The 16307-nt window shown below is 73.8% G+C and carries 15 protein-coding genes and 2 pseudogenes; 6 read left to right on the top strand and 11 right to left on the bottom strand.

Annotated elements, in window-relative coordinates:
- On the top strand, positions 1-369 hold a 369-nt coding region (locus KSNIM_RS28320), incomplete at its 5' end, for a CbiX/SirB N-terminal domain-containing protein (RefSeq protein WP_317634063.1).
- Between the two features lie 41 nt (positions 370-410).
- Here the strand turns inward: KSNIM_RS28320 and KSNIM_RS28315 are convergent.
- From KSNIM_RS28315 to KSNIM_RS28300, 4 genes and pseudogenes are all read right to left on the bottom strand, one after another.
- Positions 411-584, bottom strand: coding sequence for a hypothetical protein (locus KSNIM_RS28315; RefSeq protein ID WP_263105949.1), 174 nt, complete (start codon positions 582-584; stop codon positions 411-413).
- A 107-nt stretch (positions 585-691) separates the two neighbouring features.
- Positions 692-1272: pseudogene (locus KSNIM_RS28310) on the bottom strand (Uma2 family endonuclease).
- Positions 1273-1332: 60 nt separating this feature from the next.
- A complete protein-coding gene (locus tag KSNIM_RS28305) occupies positions 1333-1773 on the bottom strand; it encodes a hypothetical protein (protein WP_263105948.1) in 441 nt (146 codons plus the stop codon).
- Positions 1770-2402, bottom strand: coding sequence for a TetR/AcrR family transcriptional regulator (locus tag KSNIM_RS28300; RefSeq protein WP_263105947.1), 633 nt, complete (start codon positions 2400-2402; stop codon positions 1770-1772). Before KSNIM_RS28300 ends, KSNIM_RS28305 begins: the two co-directional genes overlap by 4 nt.
- A 104-nt stretch (positions 2403-2506) precedes the next feature.
- Here KSNIM_RS28300 and KSNIM_RS28295 point away from each other — a divergent pair, with 104 nt between their 5' ends.
- Positions 2507-3517 carry an ABC transporter permease gene (locus tag KSNIM_RS28295; protein WP_263105946.1) on the top strand — a complete coding sequence of 337 codons (1011 nt, stop codon included), beginning with the start codon at positions 2507-2509 and terminating at the stop codon, positions 3515-3517.
- Between the two features lie 19 nt (positions 3518-3536).
- Here KSNIM_RS28295 and KSNIM_RS28290 read toward each other — a convergent pair whose 3' ends face one another.
- Positions 3537-4541 carry a gluconolaconase gene (locus tag KSNIM_RS28290; RefSeq protein ID WP_263105945.1) on the bottom strand — a complete coding sequence of 335 codons (1005 nt, stop codon included), beginning with the start codon at positions 4539-4541 and terminating at the stop codon, positions 3537-3539.
- A gap of 117 nt (positions 4542-4658) precedes the next feature.
- On the opposite strand from KSNIM_RS28290, the gene KSNIM_RS28285 reads away from it, so the two are divergent.
- Entirely contained in the window at positions 4659-5522 is an 864-nt protein-coding gene (locus tag KSNIM_RS28285) for a helix-turn-helix transcriptional regulator (protein WP_263105944.1), read from the top strand.
- Positions 5523-5529: 7 nt separating this feature from the next.
- Here the strand turns inward: KSNIM_RS28285 and KSNIM_RS28280 are convergent, their stop codons facing one another.
- The 6 genes from KSNIM_RS28280 to KSNIM_RS28255 all read right to left on the bottom strand — a co-directional run bounded on the left by KSNIM_RS28280 (position 5530) and on the right by KSNIM_RS28255 (position 12215).
- Positions 5530-6129: a hypothetical protein gene (locus KSNIM_RS28280; RefSeq protein ID WP_263105943.1), complete on the bottom strand. Its 600-nt coding sequence runs from the start codon at positions 6127-6129 to the stop codon at positions 5530-5532.
- 14 nt (positions 6130-6143) lie between these two features.
- The gene (locus tag KSNIM_RS28275; RefSeq protein WP_263105942.1) at positions 6144-7079 is read right to left on the bottom strand and encodes a WXG100 family type VII secretion target; all 936 of its coding nucleotides are present in this window, start codon (positions 7077-7079) and stop codon (positions 6144-6146) included.
- Positions 7079-7399 carry a type VII secretion target gene (locus KSNIM_RS28270; RefSeq protein ID WP_263105941.1) on the bottom strand — a complete coding sequence of 107 codons (321 nt, stop codon included), beginning with the start codon at positions 7397-7399 and terminating at the stop codon, positions 7079-7081. The genes KSNIM_RS28275 and KSNIM_RS28270 overlap by 1 nt, the downstream gene beginning before the upstream one ends.
- A 217-nt stretch (positions 7400-7616) precedes the next feature.
- Positions 7617-9293 carry a DEAD/DEAH box helicase gene (locus tag KSNIM_RS28265; RefSeq protein ID WP_411543787.1) on the bottom strand — a complete coding sequence of 559 codons (1677 nt, stop codon included), beginning with the start codon at positions 9291-9293 and terminating at the stop codon, positions 7617-7619.
- Between the two features lie 169 nt (positions 9294-9462).
- Positions 9463-9666 (bottom strand): cold-shock protein, encoded by a 204-nt coding sequence (locus tag KSNIM_RS28260; RefSeq protein WP_263105940.1) that lies wholly within the window; start codon positions 9664-9666, stop codon positions 9463-9465.
- 305 nt (positions 9667-9971) lie between these two features.
- Positions 9972-12215 (bottom strand): MMPL family transporter, encoded by a 2244-nt coding sequence (locus KSNIM_RS28255; RefSeq protein WP_263105939.1) that lies wholly within the window; start codon positions 12213-12215, stop codon positions 9972-9974.
- Between the two features lie 491 nt (positions 12216-12706).
- Here KSNIM_RS28255 and KSNIM_RS28250 point away from each other — a divergent pair, with 491 nt between their 5' ends.
- The 3 genes and pseudogenes from KSNIM_RS28250 to KSNIM_RS28240 all read left to right on the top strand — a co-directional run.
- Positions 12707-14938, top strand: a complete 2232-nt coding sequence (locus KSNIM_RS28250; protein ID WP_263108139.1) for an MMPL family transporter — start codon at positions 12707-12709, stop codon at positions 14936-14938.
- 96 nt (positions 14939-15034) lie between these two features.
- Entirely contained in the window at positions 15035-15922 is an 888-nt protein-coding gene (locus KSNIM_RS28245) for a phosphotransferase enzyme family protein (RefSeq protein ID WP_263105938.1), read from the top strand.
- Between the two features lie 116 nt (positions 15923-16038).
- Positions 16039-16307, top strand: a pseudogene (locus KSNIM_RS28240) (hypothetical protein); the annotation flags it as partial.

Genomic DNA, 16307 nt, shown 5'->3' with positions numbered 1-16307 from the left:
CGCACCGGCGTGGTGCTGGCCGCCGCCGGCTCCTCCGACCCGGCCGCCGACGCCGCCACCCGGGCGGTCGCCGAGACCTGGCGGCGCAGCCGCGGCTGGGCCGGCGTCGAGGTCGCGTACGCCTCCGCTGCGGGCCCGCGGGTACCGGAGGCCGTCGCCGCACTGCGGGAGGCCGGTGCCGACACCGTGGCCGTCGCCCCCTACCTGCTCGCCCCCGGACTGCTGCCCGACCGGATCGCGGCCGCCGCGGACGGCGCCGACCTGCTGGCCGGGGTGCTCGGCGCCGCCCCCGAGGTCGCCGAACTCCTGCTACGGCGCTACGACGACGCCCGGCTCGCCGCAGCCGTTCCAGCCGCGCTGTCGGCCTGAGGCCCCGCTGCGGTCACTCGGCCGGGCTCATTCGGCTGCGGTCATTCGGCGAGGCCGTCCGCGGTGGCGTCCAGCTGCATCCGCTCGTACTCGCCGAGGCACGGGTAGAGGGTGCCGCAGTCGCGGCACGCGCGGGCGAAGGTGATCGTGAAGGTGGGCCGCGACTTGAATCTCCCCGGCCGGGGGAAGCGGAGCCGCATCCGCTCGGTCGCCATCGAATCCGTCGTCAGTTCCCCCACCGGACTCAGCCGCTGAGACCCGCACATCCCGCATCGCATGCCGGGCACACTACCCATCCGCCGACACGGACACGCGGGGAATCTCAGAGCCAGCGCGTCGGGTCGGTCAGGTCGATGTCGATCGGGAACGGCAGGTCGAGGGCGAGCCGCTTGCGGTGGATGCCCATGGGCGCGCAGACGCCGGTGGCGGCGTCCAGCTCGTACACGTGGACGGCGAGTTCGCCCTCCTCGTTCTCGACCCGCCAGAAGTGCCGGAAGCCGGCGGCGGCGTACGTGCGCGGTTTGACCTCGCGGTCCCGCGCCTCGGAGTCGGGCGAGACGATCTCCACGGCGAGCAGGACGTCCTCCGGTCGCTGGGTGGTCTGCTGCTCGCTCTGGGCCGATTCACGTGCCACCACCAGCAGGTCCGGCTCGGGCCTGTCCCGACGGCCGAGCGTCACGGTCATCCCCCGGAGCACGCCAGGTGAGACGGTTCGGCCGAGTACAGGCCGAACTCCAGAAGGCGGATGGCGTACAGGTGGAAAAGGGCCTGCGGACTCACGAAGACGAGGCTCCCGTCGATCAGCTCCGTGTGCGGGGGCAGATTCGGAAGCCGGTCGAGGTCGTCGGCCGTCCAGCCGCCCTCCGGCCGAACGGGCCAGGTCGGCTGCGGTGCGACGGTCATCACTGCTCCCATGGCCGGATTCTCGCCTCCCCGTCCAGCGTACCCAGCGGATTCGGACGATCACTCACCCGATCGTGGGAGGAGGGCCAGGTAGCGGGGGTCGGCGGGGTCGGCGTCGGCCCAGCGCCAGGCGTGGGCGGCGCAGGTGCGCTGGTGGGGGGTGCCGGTGGCGAGGGTGGCGAGCAGGCGCTCCTGGAGGCCGCGGGCGCCGATCGCCGTCACCAGGACGGCGGCGAGCCAGCGCGGGGAGCTCGGGTCGTCGTCGTGGACGAGGGCCTCGTGGACGGCGTCGGCGTGGGCGCGGGCGAGGCCGCGGTCTGCGGTGAGGGCGCGGTACGCGGTCTGCCGCTTGTGGCCGATGCGGTGGTACTGGGGGTAGTGCGGGTGGCGTTCGGCGAGGCGGGCGACCCGCGGGTCCGCCGGTTCGTCGAAGGGGAGGCCGAGGTCGGCGAGCAGGGCGTCCAGGGCCCGCTCCTGGAGGTCGAGCGCGTCGGCGGTCACCGGGCCTCCGGAGCAGGGTGGTCGGTGCGCATCGAGGTGAGCGCGCGCAGGCCGTCCTCGACGACGGCCGGGTCGGCGTCGCCGAACAGCGCCTGCTGGGCGATGAAGCCCTGGGCGGTGGCGATGAGGGTGCGGGCGACGTGGTCGGCCTCGGGTCCGGGCGGCATCAGGCCGGTGGCACGGTAGCTGCCGACCAGTTCGACCCAGGCGGCGCGCATCGCGGTGTAGCCCTCGTCGAGGGCGGCGGCGAGGGCGGGGTTGCGCAGGGTCTCCGTCCAGACCTGCACGATGAGCCGGGCGAAGGCCTGGCGGTCGCCCCCGGGCGGGGCCTGGTCGAACACGGCCCGCAGGACGCGGCCGAGCAGGACGTCCGGGGTGGGCGGCGGTACGGTCGCGGCGGCCTCGGCGAAGGCGGCGCGGATGACGCCGAAGGCCTCCCCCGCGATGGCAGCGACGATCTCCTCCTTGCCCGCGAAGTAGCGGTAGACGGCTCCGGCGGACAGCTCGGACTCGCGCAGCACGTCCTGCATGGAGGTGGCGTGGAAGCCGTTGCGCGCGAAGCAGCGGGCGGCGCCGTCGAGGATCTGCCGGCGGCGGGCGTCGAGGTGTGCCTGGGATACGCGGGCCATGGGCCCACCGTAAAACGAACGTTCATTCTTGACAAGCGCGACAGGCGGTCGGAGAGTGGGCCACGTAAAACGAACGATCCTTCTCTTTGAATCGAGGGGCTGCCATGTCCGCCTCCCCCGGAGCCGCACCCGCCTCCCGCCGCCTCGTCGCCGTCTGGCTGCTGGTGCCGCTGCTGGCCGCCTTCGCCCTGTGGGCCTTCGCCTGGCCCGCCTCCCGCCTCGCCCCGCGTGACCTGCCGATCGGCCTCGCCGGACCGGCCGCCGCCACGGCCGGCATCGAACAGCGGCTGGCGGCGCACCCCGGCGCCTTCGAGATCCACCACTACACCGATGCGGCCGCCGCCCGGCACGCCGTCGAGGAGCGCGAGGTCTACGGCGCCCTGGTCGCCACCCCCGGCGGCCCCGAACTGCTCACCGCCTCGGCCGCGGGCCCGACCGTGGCACAGCTGCTCCGCACCGCCGCCGAGTCCGCCGCCCCGGCCGGCACCACCGTGCACGTGACGGACGTGGTGCCCGCCCCGGCCGCCGACCCGCGCGGGGCGGTGTTCGGCGCGGGCCTGCTGCCGCTGGTCCTGGCCGGGGTGGCGACCGGCGCGGCGGTGACGGTGCTGCGGCTGCGCGGCGGCCGGGCGATCGCGGCGCTCGCCGGGGCCGCCCTGCTCACCGGCCTGGTCGGCGCCGCCGTCGCCCACAGCTGGCTGGGGGCACTGACCGGAGGCTGGTGGGCCGAGGCCGGAGTGATCGGCCTGACCGTGCTGGCCGTCGGCGCCACCGCAGCCGGGACGGCGGCCCTGATCGGCACGGCCGGCCTCGGGGTGATCGGCCTGCTGATGGTGCTGATCGGCAACGCGTTCTCCGGCGTCGCCTCCGCCCCCGAGCTGCTCCCCGCCCCGGCCGGCGTCCTCGGGCAGCAGCTGCCCCCGGGGGCGGCCGGGACACTGCTGCGGTCCGTCTCCTACTTCGACGGCGCCGGCGCGGGCGGCCCGCTGCTCACCCTCTCCCTCTGGGCCGGCCTCGGCCTCGCCGCCGTCGGCCTCACCGCCGCCCGCCGCCGCAGCCGCCCGACCGGGCAGCCGGACGAAGGGCGCGTCGGCGCAGCTGCCGTGCCGGCCTGACAGGACCCCGGTCCGGCCCTCAGATGCGGTACAGCGTGAAGGTGTCGACCGGCGTGCCGGCGAAGAGCAGGTCGATGCGCCCGTCGAGGACGTACGTGCTGCCGGCCGGGCCGGGGGTGAGCACGGTCGGCGCCGGATCGGCCAGCGGGTGGACGGTGGCGCGGGCGGTGCGCCAGCCGTCGGTGGAGCGGAGTTCGACGCGGGTGGTGGCGGCGCTGCCGCCGAGGTGGTTGGTGATGCCGTGCAGGGTGCCGTCGGGGCGGAGCAGCAGGCCGTCGAGGCCGGTGAGGGAACCCGCCGGGCCGGTGACGGGGATCCGGGCGAGCTGCTGCGGGCGGTCGATCGGCAGCCGCCACAGCGTCCCGTCGTCGTACTTGCCGATCACCAGGGTGCTGCCCTGGCGGACGATCCCGTTGAGGCCGAAGCCGCCCTGCGGCGCGGCGAGCCGGCTGTCGCGGACGAGGAGGCCGGCGGTGCCGTCGGGGGTGACCCGGTAGACGACCGGGGCGAAGGAGTCGGTGACGTACGCGGTGCCGTCGGGGCCGACGGCGAGGTCGTTGGCGAGGTGGGGTCCGCCGTCGCCGGCGGTGGCGGCGAGGTCGGTGTAGAAGAGGCGGCGGCCGGTGGTGAGGTCGTAGGCGCCGATGCCGGCGATCCGGCCGGAGCCGCCGGGGGCGGTGCGCAGGGAGACGCCCGGGTCCCCGTTGGCGACCAGGACGCGGTTGCGGGCGGCGTCGACGTGGATGCCGATGGTGGAGACGAGCACCGCGGGGTCGTCGACCAGGGTGGTGACGGTGCCGTCGGGGCGGACGGCGGAGACGGTGCCGTGGCGGAGCGAGCCGACCAGGAAGCGGCCGTGGCGGGCGTCCCAGGTGGCGCCCTCGGGGTGCAGGGTGTCGGCACTGGCGGTGATCGCGGCGGGCCGGTGGTGGGCGGGTGCGGCGGCGGCCGGCAGGGCCGGTGCGGCGGCGATCGCGGTGGCGAGGGCGGTGATCAGGAGGGCGCTGCGTGCGCGCTGGTTCATCTGTCGTCCCGTCAGGAGTGCTTGCTCGGACGGTGTCCAGCCTTCCGCCCGGTGCGGCGGCGCAGCAGTGCGTGGCGATACTGGTAGTCGGGCTACCAGGAGTCACGGGGAGGATCCATGGCCGAGGGGGACGTGCGCCGGCAGGCGCTGTCGGACTTCCTGCGGACCCGCAGGGCGTCGTTGACGCCGGCGGACGTGGGCATCGCACCGGGGGTGCGCCGCCGGACGCCGGGGCTGCGGCGGGAGGAGCTGGCGCTGCTGGCCGGGGTGGGGGTGACCTGGTACACGTGGCTGGAGCAGGGCCGGGACATCCGTCCGTCGCCGGAGGTGCTGGCGAGCCTGGCCCGGACGCTGCGGCTGGACGGGGCGGAGACGGCGTACCTGTTCCGGCTGGCGGGCGCCGGGCCGCACGCCGGGGCATCGATCGGGGCGGGTGGGGCGGACGTCCCGGAGGCGCTGCGGCGGCTGGTGGACGCGCAGGATCCGGCGCCGGCGTTCCTGATGGACGCGGACTGGGACGTGCAGGTGTGGAACGACCCGGCCGAGGCGATGTTCGGCTTCTCCGGGATGCCGCCGCAGGACCGCAACCTGGCCTGGACGGTGTTCGCGGACGGCCGGATCCGCCGCCGCACGGTGGACTGGGAGCGGCACGCCCGCCGCACGCTGGCGGAGCTGAGGGCCGCGTACGGGGAGCGGGGCGGGGCCGGCGCGCCGGCGGCGCGGCGCCTCACGGAGGTGATCGGGCGGCTGCGGGCGTCGTTCCCGGAGGCGGACCGCTGGCTGGACGAGCACCGGGTGAGCGAGAAGACCGGCTGCGAGAAGGAGGTCCGGCACGAGGTGGTGGGTGTGCTGCGGCTGGACCAGGTGGTGCTGCGCGCGCCTGGCGGGTTGCAGCTGGTGGTGGCCGCGCCGCGCGACGAGGAGACCGGGGAGCGCCTGCGGCGGCTCCTCCCGGCCTCCTCGACGGCGGCGGCCGTCTGATCGGCCCTCAGCCCTGGTGGTGGGCGGCGGCCGCGGCGAGTTCGTCGGCGGTGGAGGGCATCGGGGTGGTGATGCCGGCCCAGGACCGGTCGGCGAAGTGCAGGTCGATCCGGCCGCGCTGGAGGACGCCGGTGGGGTTGCGGTGCAGCGCCACGGCCTGCCGGGGCGCCTCCCAGTGCAGGGCGTACTGCTCCTTGAGCTGCCACAGCTTGGAGTCGTCGACAACGACGAGGTGGCGGCGGTCGGTGACGGCGAAGGTGCCGAGGGAGGACGTGCCGTCCCGCATCCGGCGGACGAACACGCCGGCCGCGCTGTGCCAGCCGCCGGCCATGCCCTCGCCGTGCCAGACGGAGTCCGGCACGGCACCCATCATCCGGTCCTCGACCGCGCCGACGGCGGCACCGACCGGGTTGACGACGGCGTAGGCGCGGCGCAGCACGTTGAACTTCTTGCCGAGCTTCTGCTCGAGTTCGCTCGGCTGCCGCCGGGGCATGAGTTCGGGCGGCGGGTACGGGATGCCGGGGGCGAGGCTGATCGAGGCTGCGCCGAGGAGCTGTTCGCCGCGCTGCAGGAAGGGCGTGACGATGTCGCGGTCGCGGTTGAGCACGGTGGGTCCTCCTGTCAGCCGAAGGCCGCGTCGAAGCGGGCCTTGCGCTCCTCCGGGGTGAGCTCCGGCTCCTGGCGGGGCTGGGCGATGCCGGTGTGCGTGCGGGCGGCGGTGGACGGGTGGGGGTTGCCGGCGATCCGGTCGTCGATCTCGTCGGCGACGATGCCGGCCCCGGACTGCACGGCCTGCTGGACGGTCTGGCCGACCGGGTCGCCGGTGAGGCCGATGCCGTGCAGCGCGGCCTTGCCGATCATCTTGGTGCCCTTCTTGGCGAGGTAGGCCGACACGTCGATCGGCTTGTTCCAGGTCCAGGGCTTCTTGGGGTTGAGGTGCGGCCGGGAGGCGATCTCCTTGAGGTCCTTCAGCTCCTCCTCGATCCTCCTGAGGACCTTGGCGAGCTTGGCGACCAGCCTGGCGATGCGGGTGGTGGCGACGGCGCCCTCCGTGGCGGCCGCGGCGGCCTCGGCCGCGAGCGAGATGCCGGCGGTGACGACGCTGAAGGCGATCGAGGCGGCGAGGGTGATGATCGCCCACTCGATGAGTTCGCGGATGACGGTCTCGACGAGGTCCTGGGCCATCCGGCTCTCGGCGGCGGCCTCGTCGAGGAGTTCGGCGGTGGCGTCCATGTCGTCCGCCTCGGCCTCCAGGGCCGTCTCGTACTCGGCGAGTTCCTGGAGGAACCGCTCGGCGGCCTCGCCCTGCCAGTCGTGGGCGAGGGCGGCGCGGTCGCGGCGCTGGTCGGCGACGACCTCGCGCAGTCCGACGGCCTGGCGGCGCCACAGCTGGGCGGCGGCCTCCAGGCCCTCGGGGTCGCCGGTGACGAACTCCAGCGGTTCGGCGAGCGGTTCGACGATGGGGCGCATGATCTCGTCGATCACACTGCCCATCGGGCTCATCCACTGGTTGATCTTGGTGTAGGCGTCGACGGCGCCCGACACAGGCCCGGTCATCACAGCCCCCTGACGATGGCGTCGAGGGAGTCCGCGGTGGCGGCCTCGGCCTGCTCGTAGTTGCGGGCGACGCCCTGGACGTGCTCGTCGATCCGCGCCATGGTGTCGGCCGCCGAGCTGATGTTCTCCACGGCGGCGTCGGCGCGCTCGGCGTAGTCGCGGCCGGTCTGCTCGGCCTCGGGCAGCTTGCCGAAGGCGTCGGTCGACAGCCGGTGGGCGCCGAGCTCGGCGCGGATGGCGCGCAGTTTCTCCGAGCGGTCCGCCGAAGTGCGGGCGAATCGCCGCAGCGCCTCCGGATCGACGCGGTACTCCCCTGACACGACGTCTCCTCCCCCGTGCAGTGCGCCCCGTTGGGCGCCGAATTGACGGAACTTCTGGTCTTGGTCATGGAAATCCCATGAACGGACAAAGAAGCTAACACACCTGTTCGCAGCAGGTGCGGAGGGCGATGTGAGGGTTGGTCGGCGATCCCGCGCGGCCCGGGAAAGGCGAAGGGGCGCCACCCGAGCCGGGTGGCGCCCCTTCGTGGACGGCGGATCAGCCGAGGTCGCGGCGCTGCCGGCCGGTGCCGTAGTTGGAGCCGCTGCGCGAGCCGGAGCCGGGCGTGGCGCGGCCGGAGGAGCGGCCGATGAAGCCGGCCGCGGTGCGGCCGTTGCCGCCGCCGTTGCCGCCACCGCCGATGCGCTGCTTGGGGCGGGGCTGGCGGGCGTTGCCGTTGGCGTCGACGTCCTTGGGCAGCGCGGAGCGCTTGCCGGGACGGCGGCGCGGCGCACCGGAGCGGGCGCCGGCGGGCCTGTCGCCGTTCTGCTCGGCGGCCGCGTCGGTGGCGGCGGCCGGCTCGGCCACGACGATGGCGACCGGCACGCCGCTGGGGGTGCGGGCGCCGGTGATCCGGCGCAGCTCGGCGTCGTCCGGGCGGACCTTGGTGACGGTGGGCCGGATCCCGGCGGTGCCCATCAGCCGGTTGACCTCGCGGCGCTGCTCGGGCAGGACGAGGGTGACCACGGTGCCGGACTCGCCGGCGCGGGCGGTGCGGCCGCCGCGGTGCAGGTAGTCCTTGTGGTCGATCGGCGGGTCGACGTTGACGACCAGGTCGAGGCCGTCGATGTGGATGCCGCGGGCGGCGACGTTGGTGGCGATCAGCGCGGTGACCCGGCCGTCGCGGAACTGGTCGAGGACCCGGTTGCGCTGCGGCTGGGACTTGCCGCCGTGCAGCGCGGCGGCGCGCACGCCGCTGGCCAGCAGCTGCTTGGCGAGCCGGTCGGCACCGTGCTTGGTGTGCACGAACATGATCAGCCGGCCGTCGCGGGAGGCGATGTGCGCGGTGGTGGCGGCCTTGTCGGCGGGTTCGAGCTGGAGGACGTGGTGGTCCATGGTGCTGACCGCACCGGCCGACGGGTCGACGGAGTGGGTGACCGGGTCGTCGAGGAAGCGGCGGACGAGCCGGTCGATGTTGCGGTCGAGGGTGGCGGAGAACAGCATCCGCTGGCCGCCCTCGGCGACCTGCTCCAGCAGCTTGCTGACCTGGGGCAGGAAGCCCATGTCGGCCATCTGGTCGGCCTCGTCGAGGACGGTCACCTCGACGTCGCCGAGGGCCACGTCCTGGCGGTTGATCAGGTCGTCGAGGCGGCCGGGGGTGGCGACGAGCACCTCGACGCCGCGGCGCACCTGGTTGGCCTGCCGGCCGATCGGCATGCCGCCGACGACGGTGGCGATCCGCAGCTGCAGCGCCTGGGCGTAGGGGCTGAGCGCCTCGGTGACCTGCTGGGCGAGCTCACGGGTGGGCACCAGGACGAGGGCGAGCGGGCGGCGGGCGACGGCCCGCTTGCCGGCCGTGCGGGCGAGCAGCGGCAGGCCGAAGGCGAGGGTCTTGCCGGAACCGGTGCGGCCGCGGCCGAGCACGTCGCGGCCGGCCAGCGAGTCCGGCAGGGTCGCGGACTGGATCGGGAAGGGCTCGGTGACGCCCTCGCGCCCCAGCGCGGTGAGCAGCGCCTTCGGCATGTCGAGTTCGGCGAAGGTGGCCGCCGGCGGGCGGGCCGGGGTGCCCTCGACGACGGTGAACTCCTGGCTCTCGGCGGCCGTGGGGCGCGCGGCGCGCGGTGCGCGCTGCACGCGGCGCTCGGCGCCGCCGCGGGGGCCGCCGCCGCGCTGGGGGCGGCCGGTGCCCGGGGCCCGGCGGGAGGTACCGCGCTGCGGGCGTGACTGATCGGTCATGCTGCTCCGTCCTGATCGGCCGGCGGGCACGGCGGTGCCGTGCGCCCGGACCTTGTGGGTCGGCCGTCAGGAGTGCGGGGCCGCCCCGGCCGTTCGGCGGCAATGGGCGAGGGCCCGCACCCGCAGGTGCGGACCCTCACTCGTCATGCGTGAGTCGGCTGAGCCGGACTCAGAGGGGGCGAATGTTCTCCGCCTGGGGGCCCTTCTGGCCCTGGGTGACGTCGAACTCGACCTTCTGGCCCTCGATGAGCTCACGGAAGCCCTGGGCGTTGATGTTCGAGTAGTGGGCGAAGACGTCGGCGCCGCCGCCGTCCTGCTCGATGAAGCCGTAGCCCTTTTCGCTGTTGAACCACTTCACGGTGCCGGTAGCCATAACCGTCTCCTCTTTCTGGGGCATCAAGAGCCTGCACCTCGCAGACCCCGAGTAGCCGCGATCCCCATCCGGAGACAAAACACCGGATAAAAACAAATGCGCCTGGCGGTTGGAACCAGCAGGCGCACACGCACGTTCATGGGAACCAAAACTGCAACTGCTTCGACTGTAGCACGGTGGCGCCCCGCAATGATCGGGAGAGTTCTCCTCGTCACACCGCGGGCGCCCCGGGATTGAACGGCCCGCGGGCGGGGCAGAAACGTCGGTTCGTGTGCCCCGCCCGCGGGCGGTCAGGGGTCGTGCGGTCAGACCCGGCCGGCCGGCTGCGGCTCCGCCTCCGGGACGGCGGGGCCGACCCGGTCGACGGCGTCCTGGTGGCCGGGCCACCAGGCCGTGCGGCCCAGCAGCGCGGTGAGCGCCGGGGTGAAGAACATCGCCATCACGAAGGCCGAGATGATGATGCCGAAGGCGATCGAGAAGCCCATCTGGCTGAAGAGCGAGTTCCCGGCCAGCAGCATCGTGCCGAAGGTGGCCGCCAGGATGAAGCCCGCCGCGGCGACGGTCGGACCGGCGTGCTTGATCGCCTGGCCGGCGGCCTCGCGCGGGCTGCGGCCCTCCTTCACCTCCTCGCGGAGGCGGGCGATCATCAGGATGTTGTAGTCGGTACCGATCGCGACCACGAACAGGTAGATGAAGATCGGCAGCATGAACATCAGGCCCGGCTCGCCGCCGATCCTCTGGAAGATCAGCGAGGTGGCGCCGAGGGTGGCGCCGAAGCCGAGGCCGACCGAGGCCATCAGGTACCAGGGCGCGACCAGGCTGCGGAGCTGGAACGCCAGGATGAGCAGGATGAGCAGCGCGGCGACCGGGAAGACCAGCTTGTAGTCGTGGGCCATCGCGGTGTTGATGTCCTTGAGGACCGACGTCTGGCCGCCGACCAGCACCTTGGTGCCGCTCGGGGCGGCGCCGTGGGCGGTCTCGCGCAGGCCGTCCATGGTGTCGATGGCCTTGTTGGTCGCGGGAGCGTCCTTGAGGACCACCGTGATGTCGGCGGTGAGCCCGTCCTTGCTGAGGCTCGTCCTGTCTGCGGGCACCGCGGCGACACCGGGGGTTCCGGCGAGCGCGGCGCGGTAGGTGTCCAGGCCGGCGGTGTCGAGCCTGGCACCGCTGGTGGAGGCCAGGTAGACGTGGCTCGGGTCGGCGGCGCCGGCCGAGAAGGCCTTCATCATCCGGTCCTGGACGACCATCGACTCCTTGGTCTTCGGCATCGAGCCACTGGTGAGATCGAAGGTGCCCTTGTAGCCGAGCGCGGCGACGGTCAGGGCGACCAGCACCAGACCGGAGGCCAGTGCGGCGACCGCCGGGCGGCGCTGCACGCCGCCGCCGAGCGAGGCGAAGCGGGTGCCCTTGGACTGGCGCATCCAGTGCTCGGGGAAGTCGCCGGCCGGGCGCGGGCCGCGGGCGCCGCGGACCAGCCAGTCCAGGTGGCGGCCGTCCCAGCGGAGCCACTCGACGACCCGGCGGAAGAGCACCCGCTCGGGGACGACCGAGAGCACGGCCGGGACGAGGGTGACCGAGGCAAGGGCGGTGACCGCCACGGCGATGGCCAGGGACGGGCCCAGCGCGGTGAACATGCCCAGGCTGGAGAGCACCAGGACGGCGAAGGCGACGACGACGGCGCCGGCGGCGGAGGCGATCGCCTCACCGACCCGGCCGACGGCGTTGACCACGGCCTCCTTGCGCTCGTCCCCGGCCCGCAGCCGCTCGCGGTAGCGGAACATCAGGAACAGGAAGTAGTCGGTGCCGACGCCGAAGAGCACCACGATGAGGATGGCGGACATCGAGTTGTCCGACTTCAGGCCGAACAGCTTGCCCGCGTAGCCGATCAGACCGTTGGCCACCATCGAGTAGACGATGATCGACAGGATGGGCAGCCAGGCGACGGTCAGGCTGCGGAAGATCAGCCAGAGCGTGAGCAGGATGATCACGAAGGTGCCGACACCGATCAGGGTCTCGGCGAGCTTGGAGGAGTCCTGCTGGTCGAGGATGCTGGCGGCGGGGCCGCCGAGCAGCATCTTGACCGGGGTGTCGGCCGTCAGTTCGGCGCCCGCCTCACGCAGTGCCTTGGCCGCGTCCGCGGCCTCCGGCTTCTGCAGGACCTTCTTGTCGATGGCGATCATCGACATGCCGAAGGTGCCGTCCTTCGAGTAGGACTTGCCGACCGGCAGGACGGTCTCCACCGACGTGATGTGCTTGGCACCGAGGCCCTTGACGGTCTTCTCGGCGGTGGCCTTGTCCGCCTCGGTCAGCTTGCCGCCGTCCTTCCGCTCGAACACCGCGTAGGCGCCGGGCGAGAAGTTCGCCGGGAAGGCTTCGGACTGGAGCTCGCTGGCCTGGACCGACTCGTAGTGCTTCGGGAGGAATTTGCTCTCGTCGGTCTGCGCGGTGATCGTGGGGGCCGTGGAGATGATCGCGACGGCTGCGATCAGCCAGGCCCCGATCACCCACCAGGCCCGCCTGACGACGAAGTCTCCGATTCGGTGGAACATGCTCGTGATGCCTCCTGGGCATGGTTCACCGCAGCCCTCGGGGGACGGAAACCGGGCAACGGCAGGACCGGCCCGGGAAAGTTCCCTAGCCGGTCGGCAGGCAAGTACGTGTGGGAGCATCCTAAGCGATGCCACTAGCCGGTCGGCAGGTAACCCCGCCCCGAGTGGGCACCCCTAGGGGGTACCGGCTGCTTCCCCCGACCATCCTGACCTGCGCGCTCGCCGTGCACCTCCTGCTCCGGGCGGATTCGCCTCCCCCTCAGGGTGGAGCCGGATCCCGACCCCGAGGAGGAGCGCGGGGTGGGGAAAACCCCACCCCGGCCCTCGGGGCAGGCCCAGGGTCGACTCACCCGCCAGCCGGATACTCCGTCAACTCCCCGCTCCCTAGGGTCGTTCCAGCAGCCGGGAACACCGGCACCAAGCTCCGGCGGACCGCACCCGCCGCTCTCCCTGGGGGACCAGTGACACCCAAGCTCGGCCTCGCCGCCGCCATGGGCGCGTGGAGCGCCAGACACCGCAAGACGGCGGTGTTCGGCTGGCTCCTGTTCGTCGTCCTCGCCGCCTTCCTCGGCGGTGTCCACGGCAGCACCAAGGTCACCGAATCCGAGATGATGCCGGGCGAGGTCACCCGCGCCGCGAAGATCCTCGACGAGGCCGGGATCAAGACCCCGGCCGGCGAGACCGTGCTCGTCCAGAGCGCCGCACTGACCGCCGACGACCCGGCCTTCCGCGCGGTCGTCGACGAGGCCGCCGCCGCGGTGAGGGCCAGCGGCAAGGCCGCCGATCTGCGCAGCCCGTACGACACCGGTGCGGTCTCCGCGGACCGGCACTCCGCGCTGCTGCAGTTCACCGTGGCCGGGGAGGACCGCGAGAAGGCCGTGGAGAACGTGCCGACCGTGCTCGACGCGGTCGCGGCGGTGCAGGCGAAGCACAAGGACCTCACCGTCGAGGAGTTCGGCGAGGCCAGCTCCGGCAAGTGGTTCCAGGACCAGTTCAAGAACGACTTCCAGCGCGCCGAGTGGACGGCCGTCCCGCTGGCGTTGGGCATCCTGCTGATCGCCTTCGGCGCCCTGGTCGCCGCCGTGCTGCCGGTCGTCCTCGCGCTCACCGCCTTCATCGCCGCCGGCGGACTGGTCGCCCTCTCCAGCGGCGTGCTGCACACCAGCGACGACGCCAGTTCGGTGATGCTGCTCGTCGGCCTCGCCGTCGGCGTCGACTACTGCCTCTTCTACCTGCGCCGGGAGCGCGAGGAGCGGGCCGCCGGACGCGACGCCGCCACCGCGCTCCAGGTCGCCGCCGCCACCTCGGGCCGGGCCGTGCTGGTCTCCGGCGTCACGGTGGTCGTCGCCATGGCCGGTCTCTTCCTCACCGGAATCGCCGACTTCCAGGCGATGTCCTTCGCCACGATCATCGTGGTGATCACCGCCGTGCTCGGCTCGCTCACCGTGCTGCCCGCGCTGCTGTCCATGCTCGGCGACCGGGTCGACAAGGGCCGCCTCCCGCTGCTGCACAGGCTCCGCCGCAGCGAGGCCGCCGCCGGCGGCCGGGTCTGGAACGCCCTGCTCACCCCGGTGCTGAACCGGCCGCTCGCCGCCACCGTCCTCGCCGGCGGCCTGCTGCTCGGCCTCGCCGCACCGCTGCTCACCATGCACACCGCCAACCTGACCTTCCAGCAGCAGCTGCCCGCGGGCAACGCCCTGGTCGCCACCTCGCAGCGGATCGAGAAGGCCTTCCCCGGCAGTCCCGCCCCCGCGCTGGTCGTGGTGAAGGCCCGCGCGGTCGACTCCCCCGAGATGAAGCAGGCCCTCGCCGACCTGAAGACCCGGGCGCTGGCCACCGGGAAGATGCACGAGCCGATCCAGGTGACGGTGCACAGCGCGCAGAACGTCGCCCTGGTCGACATCCCGCTCGTCGGCACCGGCAACGACACCGCCAGCACCGAGGCGCTCGAGGCACTGCGCACCGACGTGGTCGCGAACACGGTGCTCAAAGTGCCCGGCACCGAGGCCCCGGTCACGGGCAGCACGGCGGGCTCGCACGACTTCAACGAGCAGATGTCCCACTCGATGCTCCCGGTCTTCGGCTTCGTCGTCGCCTTCGCCTTCCTGCTGATGCTCTGCTCGTTCCGCTCGCTCGGCATCGCGCTCACCGCGGTGGTGCTCAACCTGCTCTCGGTCGGCGCCGCGTACGGCGTGCTCGCCCTGGTCTTCCAGCACGGCGTGGGCGCCTCGCTGTTCGGCACCGCCGGGGTCGGCGCGGTGGAGTCCTGGGTGCCGCTCTTCCTGTTCGTGATCCTCTTCGGCCTGAGCATGGACTACCACGTCTTCGTGGTCTCCCGGATCAAGGAGGCGCACGACCGGGGCCTGGCCACCCGCGCCGCCGTCTCCTACGGCATCCGCTCCACCGCCGGTGTGGTCACCAGCGCCGCGGTGATCATGGTCGGGGTGTTCGCGGTCTTCGGCACGCTGTCCATGCAGTCGATGAAGCAGATGGGCGCGGGCCTCGCCGTCGCGGTGCTGATCGACGCCACCGTGATCCGCGCGGTGCTGCTGCCCGCCGTGATGAGCCTGCTCGGCGAGCGCAACTGGTACCTGCCGCGCTGGCTGAACTGGCTGCCGAACCTCTCGCACGGCGAGTCCTTCCCGCCGGTCACCCCGGCCGCACCCGCGCCGGCCGGCCTGCACCTGCCGGACGGCCAGTCCGCCGGCGGCGCCCGGGTCTGACCTCCCGCGATCGACCGCCCCACGGCCGGGCCCCGCACCACGCGGGGCCCGGCCGCCGTGCGCCAGGATGGTCCGGACCGCACCGAGGAGCCCGCCGTGACCGCCTTCGACGAAGCCCGCGCCCGCAGCCTGCTGGCCGGGGCCTGCCGCACCGCCGGCCTGCCCGCACCGGACGGCGCCCGGCTGCTCGCCCTCGGCGAGAACGCCGTGCTCGACCTCGGCTCCCCGGCGCTCGTCGCCAAGGTCGGCCGCAGCCCCGCGCTGCTGCCCCGCGCCGTCCGCGAACTGGCCGTCGCCGACTGGCTGGACGCCGCCGGCATCCCGGTCGTCCGGCCCTGGCGCACCGCGCCGGTGACCGCCGGCGGCCACCCGGTCACCTTCTGGCACCGGCTGCCCGCCCCCGTCCGCCCGGCGCGGACGGCCGACCTCGCGCCGCTGCTGCGCGCCCTGCACGCGCTGCCCGTCCCCGAGGGCCTCCTGCTCGGCCCCCGCGACCTGCTCGCCCCGGTCGACGGATGGCTCGCCGCAGCGGCCGGTCACGTCGACCCGGCCGACACCGCCTTCCTGCGCGCCCGGAAGGAGAGCTTCGTCACGGCCGCGGCCGCGCTCACCCCCCACCTCGCACCCGGCCCGGTGCACGGCGACGCCCTCCCCCGCAACGTCCACGTCGGCCCCGGCGGTCCCGTCCTGCTCGACCTGGAGAACGTCAGCCACGACCTGCGCGAGCACGACCTCGTCGTCCTGGCGCTCAGTCACGACCGGTACGGCGTACCGGAGGAGGAGTACCTGGCCTTCGCCGCGGCCTACGGCTGGGACGTCCGGGACTGGGACGGATTCGCCGTTCTGCGCGGCGCCCGGGAGACGGCGAGCGCCGCCTGGGTCGCCCAGCACGTACCCGGCAACCCGGCCGCGGCGGCCGAGTTCCGCCGCCGGGTGGACTCCTTGCGCAACGGGCAGGCCTCCGTACGCTGGTATCCGTTCTGAGACCCGACAACCGGGTCCGTTCGTACACGACGACGGAACCGGCGGTCCGCGCCTGACGTCGTCCCCGGCACCTGCCCCCACCCGGGGTGGCCGGTACGACGTCAGGAGTCGTCACCATGCGGATTCCCCGCCCCCGATCCCGTCGAACCCTCGGTCTCGGCCTCGCCGCGCTGCTCGCCCCGACCGTGATCGCCGCCTGCGGTTCGGCCACCCACGCCCACACCCGCAACGCGAGCGCCGACGGCGCCCGCACCACGGCCGCCGCCGTCACCCCGCGCGACACCGCCGCCACCAGCGGCTCGCCGTCCGCCGGGAGCCCCACCCCGACCGTCCCGGCGCAGCGCTCCGCGCCGCCCTCGGCGAGCGCCCCGGCCACCACTGCGGC

Origin of the sequence: Kitasatospora sp. DSM 101779 (assembly GCF_025655475.1) — a bacterium.
GTDB lineage: Bacteria > Actinomycetota > Actinomycetes > Streptomycetales > Streptomycetaceae > Kitasatospora.
Note: the sequence above shows the minus strand (reverse complement) of the source record. Positions and strands in the feature narration are given on the sequence as shown.

What these genes read in the sequence shown, in the direction of transcription:
- KSNIM_RS28315 (WP_263105949.1), bottom strand. Translation starts at nt 584, where the DNA reads ATGGCGACCGAGCGGATGCGGCTCCGCTTCCCCCGGCCGGGGAGATTC.
- KSNIM_RS28250 (WP_263108139.1), top strand. Translation starts at nt 12,707, where the DNA reads ATGGGCGCGTGGAGCGCCAGACACCGCAAGACGGCGGTGTTCGGCTGG.
- KSNIM_RS28290 (WP_263105945.1), bottom strand. Translation starts at nt 4,541, where the DNA reads ATGAACCAGCGCGCACGCAGCGCCCTCCTGATCACCGCCCTCGCCACC.
- KSNIM_RS28260 (WP_263105940.1), bottom strand. Translation starts at nt 9,666, where the DNA reads ATGGCTACCGGCACCGTGAAGTGGTTCAACAGCGAAAAGGGCTACGGC.
- KSNIM_RS28255 (WP_263105939.1), bottom strand. Translation starts at nt 12,215, where the DNA reads ATGTTCCACCGAATCGGAGACTTCGTCGTCAGGCGGGCCTGGTGGGTG.
- KSNIM_RS28295 (WP_263105946.1), top strand. Translation starts at nt 2,507, where the DNA reads ATGTCCGCCTCCCCCGGAGCCGCACCCGCCTCCCGCCGCCTCGTCGCC.
- KSNIM_RS28275 (WP_263105942.1), bottom strand. Translation starts at nt 7,079, where the DNA reads ATGACCGGGCCTGTGTCGGGCGCCGTCGACGCCTACACCAAGATCAAC.
- KSNIM_RS28300 (WP_263105947.1), bottom strand. Translation starts at nt 2,402, where the DNA reads ATGGCCCGCGTATCCCAGGCACACCTCGACGCCCGCCGCCGGCAGATC.
- KSNIM_RS28285 (WP_263105944.1), top strand. Translation starts at nt 4,659, where the DNA reads ATGGCCGAGGGGGACGTGCGCCGGCAGGCGCTGTCGGACTTCCTGCGG.
- KSNIM_RS28265 (WP_411543787.1), bottom strand. Translation starts at nt 9,293, where the DNA reads ATGACCGATCAGTCACGCCCGCAGCGCGGTACCTCCCGCCGGGCCCCG.